Below are 15537 nucleotides of genomic sequence, written 5' to 3' on the forward strand. Positions count from 1 at the left end.
CCGCTCGTGTGGTAAAAGGTAGTGTGCTCGCAGTGCTCTGCGCTTTTACCGCGGTGTGTGCGGTGAACCAACCTGAGGAAACCCGTGCGCAGGAAGGCTTGGCCTTAGCGCAATCTGAACTCAGCACGGTGACTGCTGATAATGTCACCCTGACTGGAAACGTAAGCGCCTCGCTTATTACTGTGCCTACCGCACAGGGTGAACAACGAGCACTGAAACTCGTAGGTGACAAGTTGGCCGCGCGAAACCTCGCGTTGACCCTGCCCGCGGCTGTGGGGCAAGGCAAGCTAACCACTGGTGACGTGGAAACCACCGTCACGGACGGGCCGGTCACCGTCCTGACCACTGGACTACAGACAACGCCCGCGGTGGTGGATCACCCCACCATTCCGGTAAACGTCGATTTATCCAACGGCGATCTCAACGCGGTGCTTGATCAATTGGGCGTTCCCGACCCGCACGTGGTGCCCGATGCTCCTATCCCCAACGTTTTGATGGAGCACATTTCGCTACAAGATGTCACCATGGAGCTGGTCAACCTGCAGGGCGCTAATTTGCACGCCCCGCAGGTCCAGCTCAACGTGCAGTAACCACGCTGCAGCTTCCCTTTAAGCCTTATTGAACTGCGATTGGTGCAGGCACCAATAGGCGCCCTGGGTTTCAAGGAGATCATCGTGCGAGCCCTGTTCGACGATGGTGCCGTTTTCCATGACGAGGATGAGATCGGCATCGCGAATAGTAGACAAGCGGTGGGCGATGACGAAGGAGGTGCGATCTGCGCGCAGTGCGTTCATCGCTTCTTGGACGAGTACCTCAGTGCGGGTATCGACCGAAGAGGTGGCTTCGTCGAGAATGAGCAGCGCGGGCTGGGCCAAAAACGCGCGGGCAATGGTGATGAGCTGGCGCTCGCCGGCCGAGATGGCGCCGCCGTCTTGATCGATAATGGTGTCGTAGCCCTCGGGCAGCGCGTGGACGAAGCGGTCCACATAAGTCGCTTTAGCTGCGGCGATGACTTCCTCATCCGTCGCGTCCAAGCGGCCGTAGCGAATGTTGTCCATGATCGACCCTTTGAAAAGCACGGCGTCCTGGAGCACCATGCCCACCTGGGAGCGCAGCGTCTGGCGGGGCATGCGGGCGATATCGTGCCCGTCAATGAGAATCTGACCGCCGTCTAATTCATAAAAGCGCATCAGCAGGTTGACCAAGGTTGTTTTGCCGGCTCCGGTGGGGCCGACAATGGCCGCGGTCTGGCCGGGCTCCACGCGCAGGTTGAGGCCGGTGATGAGTTCTTTATCCTCCGAGTAGGAGAAATCAACGTCTTGGAACTCAACGAGTCCGCGAGCGCGGCCGGGGAGGTCCTCGTCGGTGGTGTCGGGGGATTGTTCTTCGGCGTCGAGAAGCTCAAAGACGCGTTCGGCCGAGGCCACGCCGGATTGGACCTGCTGCATCATGCCACCAAGCTGGCCCAGCGGCTGGTTGAACTCGCGAGAATACTGGATGAAAGCAGTGGCTGCGCCCAAAGTCATGTGGCCATTAGCCACGCGCAGGCCACCCAAGACCGCGATGGCAACGTAGGACAGATAGGACAGGAACTGCATGATTGGCATCATGCTGCCGGAGAGGAATTGTGCTTTTGCCGCGGAGCGGTAAAGCTCTTCGTTGCGCTTATCAAATTCCTCCGTCATAGCTTCTGTGCGGCCGAAGACGATGGCAAGGTCATGGCCGGAGAAGGATTCTTCTACCTGGCCATTGAGCTGGCCGGTAGAGCGCCATTGCGTTTTGAATTGGCGCTGTGAGCGGCCGCCGATGACCCCGATGACTAGGGCGGTAAGCGGCAGAGCTAGGAGAGCAACCAGCGCGAGCTGCCAAGAAACGCTAAACATCATGATGGTGATGCCGATGACCAACAGAGCGTCATAAAACAGCTGCGAGAGTGCTTGCTGCAGTGCCTGCTGCACGTTGTCGATGTCATTGGTGGTGCGTGAGAGGATATCGCCGCGCTGCTGGGAATCAAAGTAATTCAACGGCAGCGCATTAATCTTGGCCTCTACCCGCTCACGCAGGTCAAATACGGTATCCATGCTCACCTTGTTGAGAATGGCGCCCTGCCACCATTGGAAGCCGGAAGAGACGATGTACATCGCGATTACGGTGATGATGAGCGTGCCCAAGCGGTTAAAGTTAATGCCTTCGCCAGGGATGAAATCCATGGCGGAAGCCATGTCCGCGAAGCGGTCCTGTCCTTGAGCGCGCATGCCATCGATGGCTTGTTGGGCGGTTATATCGGTGGGAAGGTTACGGGAAATAACTCCGGCGAAGATGACGTCCATGGCCTTGCCCATGATTTTTGGAGCCACAACGGCTAAGAAAATGCAGACAACATTCATAGCTGCCACGGCCCATAGGCTGCGCTTAAATGGAGCAAGCAAGGAAAAGAGGCGTTTGATGGAGGGCCAAAAATTCTTGGCTTGGCGGGGTGCAGATTCCCCCATGACGTCAGGAGCGTTATCCGTGGGCTCGGCGGTGGAGGCGGTATTTTCAGCCATTAGTTCTCGCCTCCTGCAGCAGCGGCGGTTTCTTGGGAATCAACAATTTCTTGGTACACCGCGCAGCGATCGAGAAGTTCTTCGTGCGTGCCACGGTCAACAATGCGTCCGGCATCGAGTACCAGGATTTGGTCGGCATAGCGGATAGAGGCCACGCGCTGGGCGACGATTATGCTGGTCACCGGTTGCTCACGCTGTGCGAAGGAAGCCTGCATTGCGGCGCGCACCTTGGCATCGGTAGCCACATCAAGGGCAGAGAAGGAATCGTCGAAGAGATAGACCAGCGGGCGGGCGACCAGCATGCGCGCGATGGATAGGCGTTGGCGTTGGCCGCCGGAGACATTGGTGCCACCTTGAGCGATAGGCATGTCTAGGTCCTCCACGAAATCAGCCTGGGCTACGCGCAGCGCCTCCCAGAGCTCCTCATCGGTAGCTTCTGGGCGACCAAGACGCAGGTTGGAGGCCACCGTGCCGCTAAATAGGTAGGCCTTTTGTGGAACGATGGACACGCGCTGGACGATGTCCTGGCGGGCCAGGGAGGTGGTAGGGGTGGCGTCGATAAGCACTTGGCCCTCGGTTGGGACATAAAGGCGCGGGATAAGGGAAATGAGGGTGGTCTTGCCCGCGCCGGTCGAACCGATGATGGCCGTCGTGGTGCCGGGCTGGGCGGTAAAGGAAATATCCTCTAGCACCGGTGCCTCTGCGCCGCTATAAGAAAAGCTGACATTGCGGAATTCCACTGTGCCGGCGGACGTCGCCGGTGTTGTGGTGGACTCCGGTGGGGTAATGGACGGCTCATGGTTGAGAACCTCAGTGATGCGGCGGGCGCAAATGATAGCGCGCGGAAGCATCATAGCCATGAATGTTCCCATCATTACCGCAGCGAGAATCTGCAGTAAGTACTGCAAGAATGCGGTTAGCGAGCCGACATTGACTAGGCCGTCATCCACGCGGTGACCGCCAAACCACAGCACCGCGCCCGTGGCCACGTTGAGGATCACCGTAATGAGCGGAAACATCACCACGAAAAGCCGGCCGATGTTCAAGGATAGGCGGGTAATGTTCTTATTTTCCTCGGTGAAGCGCTCGGTTTCATAAGCCTCACGCACGAAGGCGCGCACCACGCGAATGCCGGTAATTTGCTCGCGCAGCGTGCCATTGATGGCGTCCAGCTTGTCTTGCATGGAGCGAAAGAGTGGCATGAGGCGGGCAATGATGACGGAAATCGTGCCGAGCAATACCGCCACGGACACCCACACCAGCCAGGACAGCCCGGCGTCTTCGCGCACGGCCATGATGATGCCGCCGATGGACATGATGGGTGCGGTCACCATGAAGTTCAGCATCATCATGTAGACCATTTGCACCTGTTGGACGTCATTGGTGCCGCGGGTAATAAGCGTAGGTGTGCCAAAACGGCTCATGTCCTCAGTGGACAGGGAATTAACGTGGCGAAAGACTTGGCTGCGCACATCCCGGCCCACCCCCATAGCGGTGCGACTGCCGCACCAAACTGCGCCGATGGCGGTGATGACTTGGGCAAAGGCTACGGCCAGCATGATGCCGCCGGTGCGCCAGATGAAGTCCACATCGCCCTGAGACACACCTTCATCAATGATCTTGGCATTTAGCGATGGGAGGTACAGCGTGGCGGCCGTGGATAGAGCCTGAAACACTAGAACCGCTATGACATATGGTGCATACGGCGCGGACCGTGTCCAAAGGATGCGAAGCAAATCCATAAACTTGCGACTCTTTCATACTGAAGCTATCTAGCTGTGCAAGTTTATATCTGCTTTGCGCGGCGGCGCTAGGGCTGGGCGGGGCTTAAATTCCCACATGCGCCAGCTGCGCGCGGGTGATGACGCTGTGCCAATCCTCGAAGTTTTCGAGGGGAGCGCACAGCCCTTCCCAAGTGGTAACGGCGATGCCCCGGGCCTTGAGCTCTAGCAGGAGCAGTTCGCGGTCGCCAGAAGAGGCCAGGCGGTGGATCTCGTTATGGGTGATATCGCCGTCGGCGCCTACATGCACGTTTCCTATCAGGCGGAGCCGGGGAGTGGTGCCGGGGCCGCAGTGGGATCCTGAGACGGCGTCGGCAAGCACGCCTGCGAGGCCGGCAAAGCGTCGAAGTAGACCGAATGGTGCGGTACGTTGAGTAATGAGGTCCACACACATGCCAGCGCTGATAAGCTTTTCGGCGGTGGATAGGGCGGCCGGTCCTTCCCCGATGATGGCTATACGCTGCATGGAAGTGCCTCCTTGTGTGGGGCGTGGACACCCCGCAATAGACTGTCTTGTCTGTAAATCTAGTCCGCTTGGTACGGATTGGAAACTTTTTATTCGCAGCTCCCGCCAAGCTCAGCGGCTTTTCGCGCATAATCTCCTGCACCGCCTTGGGGTTTTGCCTAATGTGTGACGGCATGAACCCAACAACGAACCTGCTGGACGGTGGCAAGAACTACCGTGACCCCAGCATCTCCCCGGAAGGCACGCGGGATACCGCGCCGCTGGACGCCGAGGTAGCCGCGCGCAACCAGCAATTGGTAGACCAGTGGGCGGATAAGCTGCACGATGCCTCTGCCGAAACCATCACCGAATGGGCCGCCGAGCACGCTCCCGGCCGCCTTGCGGTGACCATGTCCATGGAAAATACGGTCTTGGCCGAGCTCGCCCACCGCGCCGGGCTCGATGCGGATCTGCTTTTCATCGATACTGGCTGGCACTTCCCGGAAACCCTCCAGGTGGCCGATGAGGTAGAAAAGCGCTACCGGGACCTGCCCCTAGTGCGGGTGCTGCCGCTATTGAGCCCAGAAGAACAAGACGAGGTCTACGGCCCGCGCCTGTATGCCCGCGATACCGCGGCCTATAACCGCATGCGCAAGGTGGAACCGCTAAATATGGCGATGGACCCGTATGCCGGCTGGGTTACCGGCCTGCGCCGCGCCGATTCCGAGCACCGCGCCACCGCCCCGGCGCTGAGCTTGGATCGCACCGGACGATTGAAGATATCGCCCATCATCACCTGGGATTTAGACGATACGGACCGCTATATCGAGGACAACGACCTCATCATCCACCCACTCACCCTGCAGGGATACCGCTCCATCGGCTGCGCCCCGCTGACCTTCCCAGTTGGCGAAGGCGAAGATGCCCGATCCGGGCGCGTATTTGCAGACGGCAAGACAGAATGCGGGTTACACGAATAATGAGCACACTTTCCCCACACCTCAAAGACCTTGAAAACGAGTCCATTCACATCCTGCGTGAGGTGGCCGGCCAATTCGACAAGGTAGGCATCCTTTTTTCGGGAGGCAAGGACTCCGTCGTTGTCTTCGAGCTGGCCCGCCGCGCCTTCGCTCCGGCCACGGTTCCGTTCGAGCTCCTCCACGTCGATACCGGGCATAACTTCCCCGAGGTCATCGACTTCCGCGACCGCCTCGTGGAAGAATCCGGTGCCCGCCTGCACGTCGCCCGCGTCCAGGATTGGATCGACCGCGGTGACCTGCAGGAGCGCCCCGATGGCACCCGCAACCCGCTGCAGTCGGTGCCGTTGGTAGAGACCATCGCCGAGCGCGAGTATGACGCCGTATGCGGTGGCGCCCGCCGCGATGAGGAGCGCGCCCGCGCCAAGGAGCGCATCTTCTCCATCCGTGATTCCTTCGGCGGCTGGGACCCCCGCCGCCAGCGCCCCGAGCTCTGGGACCTGTACAACGGCGGCAAGATGGCCGGCGAAAACGTCCGCGTCTTCCCCATTTCCAACTGGACCGAGTCCGATATTTGGGAATACATCGGCGCCCGCGAACTGGAGCTGCCCTCCATCTACTACTCCCACGAGCGCGAGGTATTCAAGCGCAATGGCATGTGGCTAGCCCCTGGTGAATGGGGTGGCCCGGCCGAGGGCGAGGAGCTAGAAACCCGCACCGTGCGCTACCGCACCGTGGGCGATATGTCCTGCACCGGTGCCGTGGAATCCACGGCATCGACGCCGGATGAGGTGCTCGCGGAGATTTCCATTTCCACCCTCTCCGAGCGCGGTGCCACCCGCGCCGATGACAAACTCTCCGAGTCCGCTATGGAGGACCGCAAGAAGGAAGGCTACTTCTGATGACCACCACCCTCGCGCCGAATGTCGGCGCCCTCAAGCAGCGCGATACCCTGCGCCTGTGCACCGCCGGCTCCGTTGATGACGGCAAGTCCACCTTCGTCGGCCGCCTGCTCTATGACACCAAGTCCGTGCTTGCAGACCAGGTGGAGTCCATGGAGCGCACCTCCACCGACCGCGGCTTCGACGGCATGGACCTCTCTTTGCTTGTCGACGGCCTGCGTGCCGAGCGCGAGCAGGGCATTACCATCGACGTGGCTTATCGCTACTTCGCCACGGATAAGCGCACCTTCATCCTCGCCGATACCCCGGGGCACGTGCAGTACACCCGCAATACGGTCACCGGCATGTCTACCTCCCAGGTAGTGGTGCTTCTTATCGACGCCCGCCATGGCGTCGTCGAACAAACCCGCCGCCACCTCAACGTCGCCGCCCTCCTTGGTGTGCGCCACGTGGTCCTCGCGGTGAACAAGATTGACCTCGTGGACTATGACGAGCAGGTCTTTCGCGATATTGAGTCCGAGTTCAACCAGATCGCCGCGCGCTTAGACATCACCGATACCACCGTGGTGCCGATTTCCGCGCTCAAGGGCGATAACGTGGTCGAGCGTTCCTCTAATATGCCCTGGTACACCGGACCGACTGTCCTCGAGGTGCTCGAGACCGTCCCCGTGGCCACTGGCCGCGCCGATGAGCTGGACTTCCGTTTCCCCATTCAGTACGTCATCCGCGAGCACGCCTCCGATTACCGCGGCTACGCCGGCCGCGTGAAGGCAGGCTCCATCTCCGTGGGCGATGAGGTTGGCCTTCCCGAAGGCCGCACCAGCACCGTCACCCAGATTGACACTGCCGACGGCCCCGCCGACTCCGCCACCACCGGCGACTCCGTGACGCTCCTGCTTGCCGACGACATCGATCTCGCCCGCGGCGATCTCATCGCCGGGTCCCAACGCCCCGCGGCCACCCGCGAATTCGATGCCACAGTCGTTGGCCTGACCGAAAAGGACATCAAGCCCGGACAGATGCTCAAGCTGCGCTACGGATCCTCCCTGGTCAAAGCCCGCATCGCCGCCATCACTCGCACCCTGGACCTCGATGGCGTTTCCGATGTTGAGAACCCCGAGTCCGTCGCTATGAACGACATCGCCCACATCACCATCCAGACCCAAGCCGAGCTCCCCGTCGAGGACTACGCCGCCCGCGGCGCGGTGGGCAACTTCCTGCTCATCGACCAATCTTCCGGCAACACCCTCGCCGCCGGATTCGTGGGCCACCGCCTGCGCTAGTTGTTCTTCGTGCCGCTGCTGCTCTCACTTCTGTCACCGCGCATCATAATGATGCCCGTGACTCCGAGCAGTAGCGGCGTGGAGATACCGAACACCGTAGGCCCTACTACGGTTAAGTTCACGCTCAGCAGGACAACCGCCGCCACCAGAGCGAAAGCTCCGAACTTCTGCTGAAACGTCTTCTCGCTCATTACTATCTCTCCTTCGGCTACGCTTTGGCCACGATAACCTGCTCCTAGTTCCCCGCGAAAGCCTAGAACGCGGCCACTTTTGGCTGCCGCGCCCCTCTAGGCTTTTGGTACTTATGGGAAGAATACTTCTCCCACAGCGGGGCCTAGCTCTGAGAAAAATTCTGGAGTGTTGCCGGCGACCTTTCCCTGCCATTGGATTTTGTCATCTTCGTTGTAGTCCAATGCGCTGGCCAGCGTATCTCCGGCTAATCGGTCTAACCAGCCTTCTATAGCGGTTTCTTCTTCCGACATGGCAGAACCAAGTCCCGGAAGAACCGTCATTTCCACTCCCACATACGCAATCCCTCTCGGTTTCGAGACTGTGAAAATGGCGTATGCGAGTCCTGCAGTTCTCCACACCGCCCGAAGCTCTACTGAAGCCGGAGAAAGCCCATTGTCTCCTGCGTAGTATCGCTTTAGTAGGCAGTTCATCTTCTCCGCGAATTCTGTTGAATTCCAGCCATCAGTCACCTTCATTATTCCTCTGGGGATAAGGTCTTGATATTCACGGCGGCGATTAACTGTTTAAAGAGCCCAGATTCTTTTCTAATTTTCTGCATTCCAGAGCTTGCTGTATTCGTCCGCAATCAAGGGCCACATAAAAGAGCATGCTTCGTCGTAGGAGCGTACATCGGTAATGGCATGGCCGCTGATAACTAGGTCGTGGTAAATCAAGCGACCTGATTCATCATGGCGTTCCTCTGGATCTGGAAACCTTAATGCCAAGTGTCCATTGCAGCGCTCAAACACGTGGCGGGAGTTTTCAAAGCCCGAAAATGCCTCAAGATATGGCGGCAATGGGTCCTTATAGCCGCCATCGAGTAAGAACTTATGGCCCCAGTGTTTGCCTCGCGTAGCCCAGATTATTTCCATCGCGGCGACCTTTCGAGAATGTCGTTGTCGATGCTCTCGCGCAATTTCATGACGAAATCTGTAAGCAACAATTCCTTAAATGCATGCTTTTCCACCGCATTCTTTCGAGCCTCGGCAATCACCGGAATGGCTGCAGACATGAGCGGGTCAACCAGACCAGCGATACCTTGAGCCTTGGCCAGGAAATTAAATGGCATCTTGTTTACTTTGCCAAGCATCGCAAAAGCCGATTGTGCTATACCAAGTCCCCTTTTCACCATCTTTTCGTCCGCTAGGCCAGCCGGGAGAAGGCGCAATACATTCCACCGCTGGTAGCGCTGGATAGGCAAAATCGTAGATAACGGAAGCAAGGCGTCGACGCCTTTGTGCTTTTCTAAATCAATTGTGCCGTTCTTGAATTCAGCTGAAGAGATGACGATGTAGTCCTCTCCGACGGATAGAGCCTCGTCGCCGTTGACGAAATCTGCCAGAACTTTGCGCAGCGCGTTCAGTTCATCAGCGGCATGAAGAACGACGAGCTCATGGAGCCTGTGCGCATCCAACTCCGGCATGAGGTCGGCTTTAGAAAGCGCGATAACCCAGATGCGGGGAAACTGCTCCAGCCGTTCATTGTCAGCAATGATGTCGGATTTAATGCCCAGCAATGTGTTCCGGAAGGTGCCGAATAGTGACTTGAGGTAGCGATCTTCGTCGCCTTCGTGGTCGAGCAGCTTTTGTGCGTCAACCAAAACCAGAGCGACATCTGATTGGATCAGCTGGCGGAAAGTATGAGCCCGATCATTTCGTTCGCTTTCAGAGCTGACCTCTGACTCGAACCATTCGCCTGGATAGTCATGCCAAGTAATGCCAATGTGCGAAGTCTTCTTCTTCGCGTCCAAGGGCTGTGACTCTGGTACGAATTTAAAACCGAATGGAGAGGAAACAAACTTATCCTGCATCGGAGCTTGGGCTTGCTCCTTCATTCCCAAGTATTTTTGGAGCAGTTTATTTCCGCGCGCAGAATCGTCCGCTAAGAATCTGTACCCGTTCTTATGGATAGTCGATGGCTCGTGGAAGCGGCCAAAGAGTGAGGAAAGAAGGACTGTCTTTCCGCTTCCAGCCTGACCAAAAACTGCGATGTGCTGGTGAATTTGTTGTTTGCTCATAGTGCGAAAATACATCAGCTGAAAACATCATGCCTGACGCCTGCGAGAAATTCTTCAGAGGCCAAGGGGTGGGTAAAAGCGGTGGATTGATTACGCCTTTAGCTGCCTACAGATGTTGGCGGTACGTCGCCGGACATGATGACCTTTTTCTGGCCTTCATCCCAGCGGAAGCCAGCGTCAGTCGTACCGGAGCGGTTCGCGTTGCCTTCGCCTTCGCGCGGCCAGTGGTAGGTTACCGCGATCTCGGAGTCACTGACGCGCTCAATAGTGGGGGCGAATCCATAGGGCTTTGCCGTTGCGGTGCCTAAATATTCGCCATGGTTAAACAACATAATGTGGAAGGGTGAAGAACTAGTTCCTCCCTCAACCATCAGCGTTTCCCACGATAGAGATGCACAGGGATCGTAGCCTGAGGAATCGAAAAGCTGCCATCCGATGGTGCCCCACGGAGCTACTTGGGATACGCCCTCGGAGAAAGCAGCTTGGGCATCTGCCGCGCCACACGACGAAGTGGTGTCGGCTTCTGGGCTCGGCTGCTCGTCATCCATCATCACGTTCGGTGGCACCGGCCGAGTAGGTTCTTCTTCCGCCGCAGCAGAGTCAGTGGACGATTCTTCCGGCTTGGCATCGCTACTTTCTTCCGTAACGGACATTGACGCCGACTCAACCGAAAACTCCTGTGCGGTTGTATCCGACGTTTCGTCATCGCAGGAAGCCAAGGAGAAACTAATAAGGGCGGCGCTCGCTGCAATGCTTATACGGCTTATTCGGCCTAGGTGGGCAGATGATTTAGGCATAAGATATTGCTTTCAAATTGAGGCGGTAGATGAAAAGTCAAAGGGGTGCACGCTGCGTTGTAGCGGGTGTAGGGAGACAACGCAGCAGAAGGGGAGTGACAGGGAATCGAACGCGGAATCGGGGTTAGCAGGGGTCAGAGAAATCCGCGTCATTATTGAGGGATCGGGCATTGCCGCCGTATTTAGCCTTGAGCTCGCAAACCTTTTCCACGCTGTGGCCGGCTTCATAGATGATGGCATAGACAGAGCCGCTCTCAGTACGGCTGCGCAGGGAACTACATGCGCCGCCCCGGATTATCTTGGAACCTGGGTACTTTTTGTGCACTCGGTAGGGCTCGGAAATCGGATCAGTTGCCGGCGGGATGATGACCGATTCCGCGATGAGTACGTAGCTGCCATCGCATTCGCCGTACCAATAATCTTCTGGCGGAAACTCCTCCTCGGCGGTAATGGGCCTGTCGCGAACCTTTGGAGTTTGCGTTTGCTGTGCATCGCAGAGTTGGAGCTGGTTGGTCAGCTGCTTCGGGGCGCCAGCGGTGTCCAACTTGCCCTTGTCGTAGCACTGATTGACGGAGTCTCCAGTCGTATTGTCAGACCGATACAACTTCCACTCATTATCGGTCCAGTAGAACAGTCCATAATTTGAGGATTGCTTTTGGGCCATGTAAAGCCAGGTGCCATCGCAAAACAGCTGAAGCGTGCCAATTGGAACGTCCATTAGGTCATCGGCTAGCGTTCCACACTTCTCCTCTGCGGAAGGTCCAGTGCTAGCGCTCTTAGCTTGTGTAGACGCAGCTTTCTTTTCAAGAGTGGATTCTTCTTCAGAAGCCGCTCCTTCGGTAGTTTCCTCGCTGCTGTTTTCTTGAGAATGAAAATTCGGTTCAGCGCTGCTCGAACCATCAGAATCCTTGTTTCCCGTTAGCGCCCAGGCGCCACCGCCAATAAGCGCAATGATGGCGAGAGCGGCAACGACAATAATGGCGGTGCGCGTGCCTTTGCTTGAAGATTCAGTGCTTGTTCCTGTGCCGGGGTCCTGCATAGAGGAGGCAGGCCCGTTCGAATCTGAAAGTGGGGTTGAGTCTGGTGGACCCCAAGAATTCTTGTCGTTCAAAGGTAAGGCTCCTTTGTGCGCTGTCCAGAAAGAGAAATGCGAAAGAAAGAGAATGATTAAGAATCATTCCGCGTCATACTATAGGCATAAGAGTTGCAAAGATTCTCTCGAATGGGACTATGAAAGGGGTATTTGCAACGTGCCACTTTTCTATTATGTAACTCGTAGGGATTAAGTACGTCATAATCTGTCTGACTGAAAAACCAACAGCGACCAAGCTGAGAAGTCCCAAAACCTCCTAGAAGGGCTTCATCTGATGCCTGCTTTCCGAGACAAGACCCAAATGAAGGAAACCGGGGAGGCCAATGTCCGGCTTAAGTCCAAGCATGACCAAAAATTATTTCCCCAATGAGGGGGAGAAAGGAGCCCTCGTGGGGCTGGACCGCAATCTCAACGCCGCGGAATTGCACGCAACTCGCAACCGGGTGAGTGTGTCCCCGGATCTCATCCGTCGCTTGGGTAGTGCCCTAGGCTATGACGCTATCGAGGCCTTCGGCTCCGAAGCACAGTCGGAATTGAACCAGGTCTTTGATTTGGGAGACATCATCGATCTGATGCTGCTTAGCCAGCTGTCGGACATGGAAGTCGCGCCGGGAATGGAGCAGCAGGTGGAGGGGGACGTCGCCAAGCAGCTGCTGCGGCGCATCAGTGCTGGTGATTACTTGACGCGCCGACAGGTGCATGACCGCCTGCCACGGGCGACGGTGATGCTCTACCGCATGGGGCATCCGCGGCTGTGGGCTTTTGCTGCGCGCCAGCGCCTGCCCCAGGACGCACACAAGGCAATTCCGGGGTCCTTTCACCGCGATATCACCGGGCCGTATACGACGCCGGAAGAGGCATGGCTGGGCATGTACGTGGCAGATGCTACGCGCCTGGGTGAGCTAAATACGCAGGTAGAAGATGCGGGGCTAGACGAGGACAGACAACAGCGCCTGCGGCTGGGTATGAGCCTGGCTGATACCTACCGCCAAGTCTGGAGCTCCGCGCGCGGTCATTGGCGCGTTAGCCCTCAGACGCGTTATATCGTGCCTTCGCGTTTTGGTTATTGCCCCTTTGTTTTCCGTGTGGCCGAGGGCGGGTGGCGCCGCGATTCCTTCGATGGGAGCCACGATCGCTTTATGGCCACTGAAGGCTATTGGATTGACGTGGAGCGCGAGCGGCTCATTCACCTTGGCGCGCCTGATCCGCACGACGCCTGGCTACCCACGGCACAGGTGGCCGCCGAAGCCCCCCACGGAGGCCGACCTGGCGGTCGCGCGCGTGCTCAGCGGGAAAATTATCGCACTCGGTGCTGGCCAGAAGAATATTACGATTCGCCTGCGCCAGAAGAACCGCACGTTGAACTTCGATTAGGGAGGGCAGGTATTCTCACAGGCATGGAGAATCTCAACGGACGTACCCTTTTCGTCGCCGCTGTCGATGCGGAGGCCGCGCACATTCCGGAGGGCGAGCCCCTGCTCATTACTGGAATCGGCACGGTTCCAGCGGCCATTGCCTTAACGGAGGCTCTTGCCGACGCCCGCGCTAATGGCGCCCTTCCCGAGCGCGTGGTCAATATCGGCACGGCCGGCGCGCTTGTCGACGGCATGGCTGGCGTCTTCGAAGTAGGCAAGGTCACCAAACACGACTTCAAGCTCGAGGTGCTTACCGATATCAACCGCTACCTGCTGCCAGAGGTCATCGAGCTGGAAACCTCCGGCCGCTTGCCGGTTCGTGGGCTGGCCACGGGCGATATGTTTGTCTCCGATACTGCCCTGCGCACTGAGCTGGCCCAAAAATCCCAGCTCTGCGACATGGAAGGCTATTCCATTGCCGCAGTATGCCAGCGCTTCGACGTGCCCTGCACCCTGCTCAAGCAGGTCTCCGATTCCGCGAATGAGGAGTCCAAGGGCACGTGGGCCAACGTCCTCGACCGAGGCGCGCGCCAGCTCGCCTCGGCCGCTACGGATCTAGGCTTTCTGCGCTAAATACTAAAGCGCGCCGGCGGAGGGCCGGCGCGCTGCTTGTGGTCGCTGAGTCTTAGCTCAGCGGGCTCATGGACTGGTAGAGCTGCTCTACCATATCGCGTGGAGTCTCGTCATGTTCGTAGGTGACGTCGCTGAAGTCTTCAGGATCATCCTTGGAGCCGGTGATGATGTCTATATCTGAAGGCTCGACTTCCCCGGAGCGCAGCGCAGCCATTTCGGCGTGGTAGCGCACGACAACGGCAATGGTTGCGGCCACGGGGACGGCGAGGAACGCGCCAACAATGCCGGCCAGGGTGGAGCCAACGGTCACAGAGAGTAGGACGACCGTGGCGTGCAGGCCCATGGCCTTGGACTGCAGCAATGGTTGGAGGACGTTGCCTTCTACTTGCTGAACGATGATGATAACTGCCAAAGCAAGAAGCGCGTTGGTTAGTCCATTGGATACCAGAGCGATAATAACTGCCAAAGCACCGGCGGTTACGGCACCGATGATGGGGATGAAGCTGGCGAAGAAGGTCACCACGGCGATGACGAGTGCTAACGGAACTTGCAGAGCCCACAGGCCAAGGCCGATAAGTATAGCGTCCACCATGGCCACAGCTGCCTGCGCTTGGATGAAGCCGGACAAGGTCTTCCAGATGCGCGCGCCCAGCTCGGTAACGTGCCAGCCGGTGGAATTGCCGGTGTACTTGCGCAGCCAGGGCAGGAATTTGTCGCCGTCTTTGATGATGAAGAAGGTGACAAAGAGCATGATCAGCGCGGCCACGACGATGGAGCTGGCCATGGAGAAGCCGGAGATAACGCCGGTGGCGATAGTGGAGGCTTGGCCCTTGGCAAACTTGACCACGTCTTGGAGCACGGATTGCAGCTGGTCACTTTGGATATCGATGGGGGATTTTTCCACCATCTCTGTCAGCTGGTTAATGCCATCTTCGGCTTGGTCAATGAGCGTCTGGCTCTGGCTGGTGACAACCGGGGCCATGGCGGCAAAGACGCCGCAGAAGATGATGATGAGGCCGAGCAAGGTGCTCACGGCCGCGAGTGAGCGCGGGAATCCCTTGCCGCGCAGCCAGGCGCTGACTGGGTAAAGCACCGTGGAGACAAGGATGGCGAGCAGGACAGGGAGCAGGCCTACCCAGATGAACTTGAGCAAATAGCCCGCCAGGGCCAGGCCGGCGACGATGAGGATAAAGACCACCGAGACCTTGGTCATGGTGCGGAAGTCCTTGGCCAGGATGGCAGACTTATCATCGCACTCGGCGGGGTGCTCGCTGGCGGCTTCTGCACCGAGATGCGCATCATCATAAGCGACGAGGGTATGCGAATCTTCCTCGCCTGGCTTCTGAATCTGCGTTGCGGTGCCTTTTTCCTGCGCAGACGGGCGCTGGGCCTCGTCGCGGGAAGATGAATTATGTGACGTAGACATTGCTTACCACTATGCCACATAAAACGCGCAGCGCATATATGAAAAAGGAGG

At 58.0% G+C, this 15537-nt stretch carries 15 protein-coding genes; 5 read left to right on the forward strand and 10 right to left on the reverse strand.

The window, feature by feature from the left end; translation table 11 throughout:
• Nucleotides 1-23: 23 nt before the first annotated feature.
• Nucleotides 24-590, forward strand: a complete 567-nt coding sequence (locus tag QP990_RS00470) for a hypothetical protein (RefSeq protein ID WP_238801341.1) — start codon at nucleotides 24-26, stop codon at nucleotides 588-590.
• A gap of 18 nt (nucleotides 591-608) precedes the next feature.
• Here the strand turns inward: QP990_RS00470 and QP990_RS00475 are convergent, their stop codons facing one another.
• From QP990_RS00475 to QP990_RS00485, 3 genes are all read right to left on the reverse strand, one after another.
• The gene (locus QP990_RS00475) at nucleotides 609-2546 is read right to left on the reverse strand and encodes an ABC transporter ATP-binding protein (RefSeq protein ID WP_284698435.1); all 1938 of its coding nucleotides are present in this window, start codon (nucleotides 2544-2546) and stop codon (nucleotides 609-611) included.
• The gene (locus QP990_RS00480) at nucleotides 2546-4288 is read right to left on the reverse strand and encodes an ABC transporter ATP-binding protein (RefSeq protein ID WP_239208688.1); all 1743 of its coding nucleotides are present in this window, start codon (nucleotides 4286-4288) and stop codon (nucleotides 2546-2548) included. Before QP990_RS00480 ends, QP990_RS00475 begins: the two co-directional genes overlap by 1 nt.
• 85 nt (nucleotides 4289-4373) lie before the next feature.
• Complete coding sequence (locus QP990_RS00485; protein ID WP_239208686.1) at nucleotides 4374-4793, reverse strand: methylenetetrahydrofolate--tRNA-(uracil-5-)-methyltransferase; 420 nt, start codon at nucleotides 4791-4793, stop codon at nucleotides 4374-4376.
• 173 nt (nucleotides 4794-4966) lie between these two features.
• On the opposite strand from QP990_RS00485, the gene QP990_RS00490 reads away from it, so the two are divergent.
• Genes QP990_RS00490 through QP990_RS00500 form a run of 3 tightly spaced genes read left to right on the forward strand, consistent with a single transcriptional unit; the run spans nucleotide 4967 to nucleotide 7934 of the window.
• Nucleotides 4967-5752 (forward strand): phosphoadenylyl-sulfate reductase, encoded by a 786-nt coding sequence (locus QP990_RS00490; RefSeq protein ID WP_200288572.1) that lies wholly within the window; start codon nucleotides 4967-4969, stop codon nucleotides 5750-5752.
• Nucleotides 5752-6651: a sulfate adenylyltransferase subunit CysD gene (cysD, locus tag QP990_RS00495; protein ID WP_086588811.1), complete on the forward strand. Its 900-nt coding sequence runs from the start codon at nucleotides 5752-5754 to the stop codon at nucleotides 6649-6651. Before QP990_RS00490 ends, cysD begins: the two co-directional genes overlap by 1 nt.
• Nucleotides 6651-7934, forward strand: a complete 1284-nt coding sequence (locus tag QP990_RS00500; protein WP_239208684.1) for a sulfate adenylyltransferase subunit 1 — start codon at nucleotides 6651-6653, stop codon at nucleotides 7932-7934. Before cysD ends, QP990_RS00500 begins: the two co-directional genes overlap by 1 nt.
• Here the strand turns inward: QP990_RS00500 and QP990_RS00505 are convergent.
• From QP990_RS00505 to QP990_RS00530, 6 genes are all read right to left on the reverse strand, one after another.
• Complete coding sequence (locus tag QP990_RS00505) at nucleotides 7931-8125, reverse strand: hypothetical protein (protein WP_200288575.1); 195 nt, start codon at nucleotides 8123-8125, stop codon at nucleotides 7931-7933. The genes QP990_RS00500 and QP990_RS00505 overlap by 4 nt on opposite strands.
• A gap of 111 nt (nucleotides 8126-8236) precedes the next feature.
• Nucleotides 8237-8641 (reverse strand): hypothetical protein, encoded by a 405-nt coding sequence (locus QP990_RS00510; RefSeq protein ID WP_239208682.1) that lies wholly within the window; start codon nucleotides 8639-8641, stop codon nucleotides 8237-8239.
• A gap of 69 nt (nucleotides 8642-8710) precedes the next feature.
• The gene (locus tag QP990_RS00515) at nucleotides 8711-9037 is read right to left on the reverse strand and encodes a hypothetical protein (protein ID WP_086588807.1); all 327 of its coding nucleotides are present in this window, start codon (nucleotides 9035-9037) and stop codon (nucleotides 8711-8713) included.
• Complete coding sequence (locus QP990_RS00520; RefSeq protein ID WP_200288577.1) at nucleotides 9028-10182, reverse strand: TRAFAC clade GTPase domain-containing protein; 1155 nt, start codon at nucleotides 10180-10182, stop codon at nucleotides 9028-9030. Before QP990_RS00520 ends, QP990_RS00515 begins: the two co-directional genes overlap by 10 nt.
• Before the next feature lie 98 nt (nucleotides 10183-10280).
• Nucleotides 10281-10835 (reverse strand): LppP/LprE family lipoprotein, encoded by a 555-nt coding sequence (locus tag QP990_RS00525; protein ID WP_200288578.1) that lies wholly within the window; start codon nucleotides 10833-10835, stop codon nucleotides 10281-10283.
• Between the two features lie 268 nt (nucleotides 10836-11103).
• Nucleotides 11104-12090, reverse strand: coding sequence for a hypothetical protein (locus QP990_RS00530; RefSeq protein ID WP_239208680.1), 987 nt, complete (start codon nucleotides 12088-12090; stop codon nucleotides 11104-11106).
• Between the two features lie 1379 nt (nucleotides 12091-13469).
• On the opposite strand from QP990_RS00530, the gene QP990_RS12275 reads away from it, so the two are divergent.
• Complete coding sequence (locus tag QP990_RS12275; protein ID WP_200288580.1) at nucleotides 13470-14060, forward strand: nucleosidase; 591 nt, start codon at nucleotides 13470-13472, stop codon at nucleotides 14058-14060.
• Nucleotides 14061-14112: 52 nt separating this feature from the next.
• Here the strand turns inward: QP990_RS12275 and QP990_RS00540 are convergent, their stop codons facing one another.
• Complete coding sequence (locus tag QP990_RS00540) at nucleotides 14113-15486, reverse strand: AI-2E family transporter (protein WP_239208678.1); 1374 nt, start codon at nucleotides 15484-15486, stop codon at nucleotides 14113-14115.
• Between the last annotated feature and the right edge of the window lie 51 nt (nucleotides 15487-15537).

The organism is Corynebacterium sp. MSK071, from assembly GCF_030232125.1.
Lineage (GTDB): Bacteria > Actinomycetota > Actinomycetes > Mycobacteriales > Mycobacteriaceae > Corynebacterium > Corynebacterium kefirresidentii.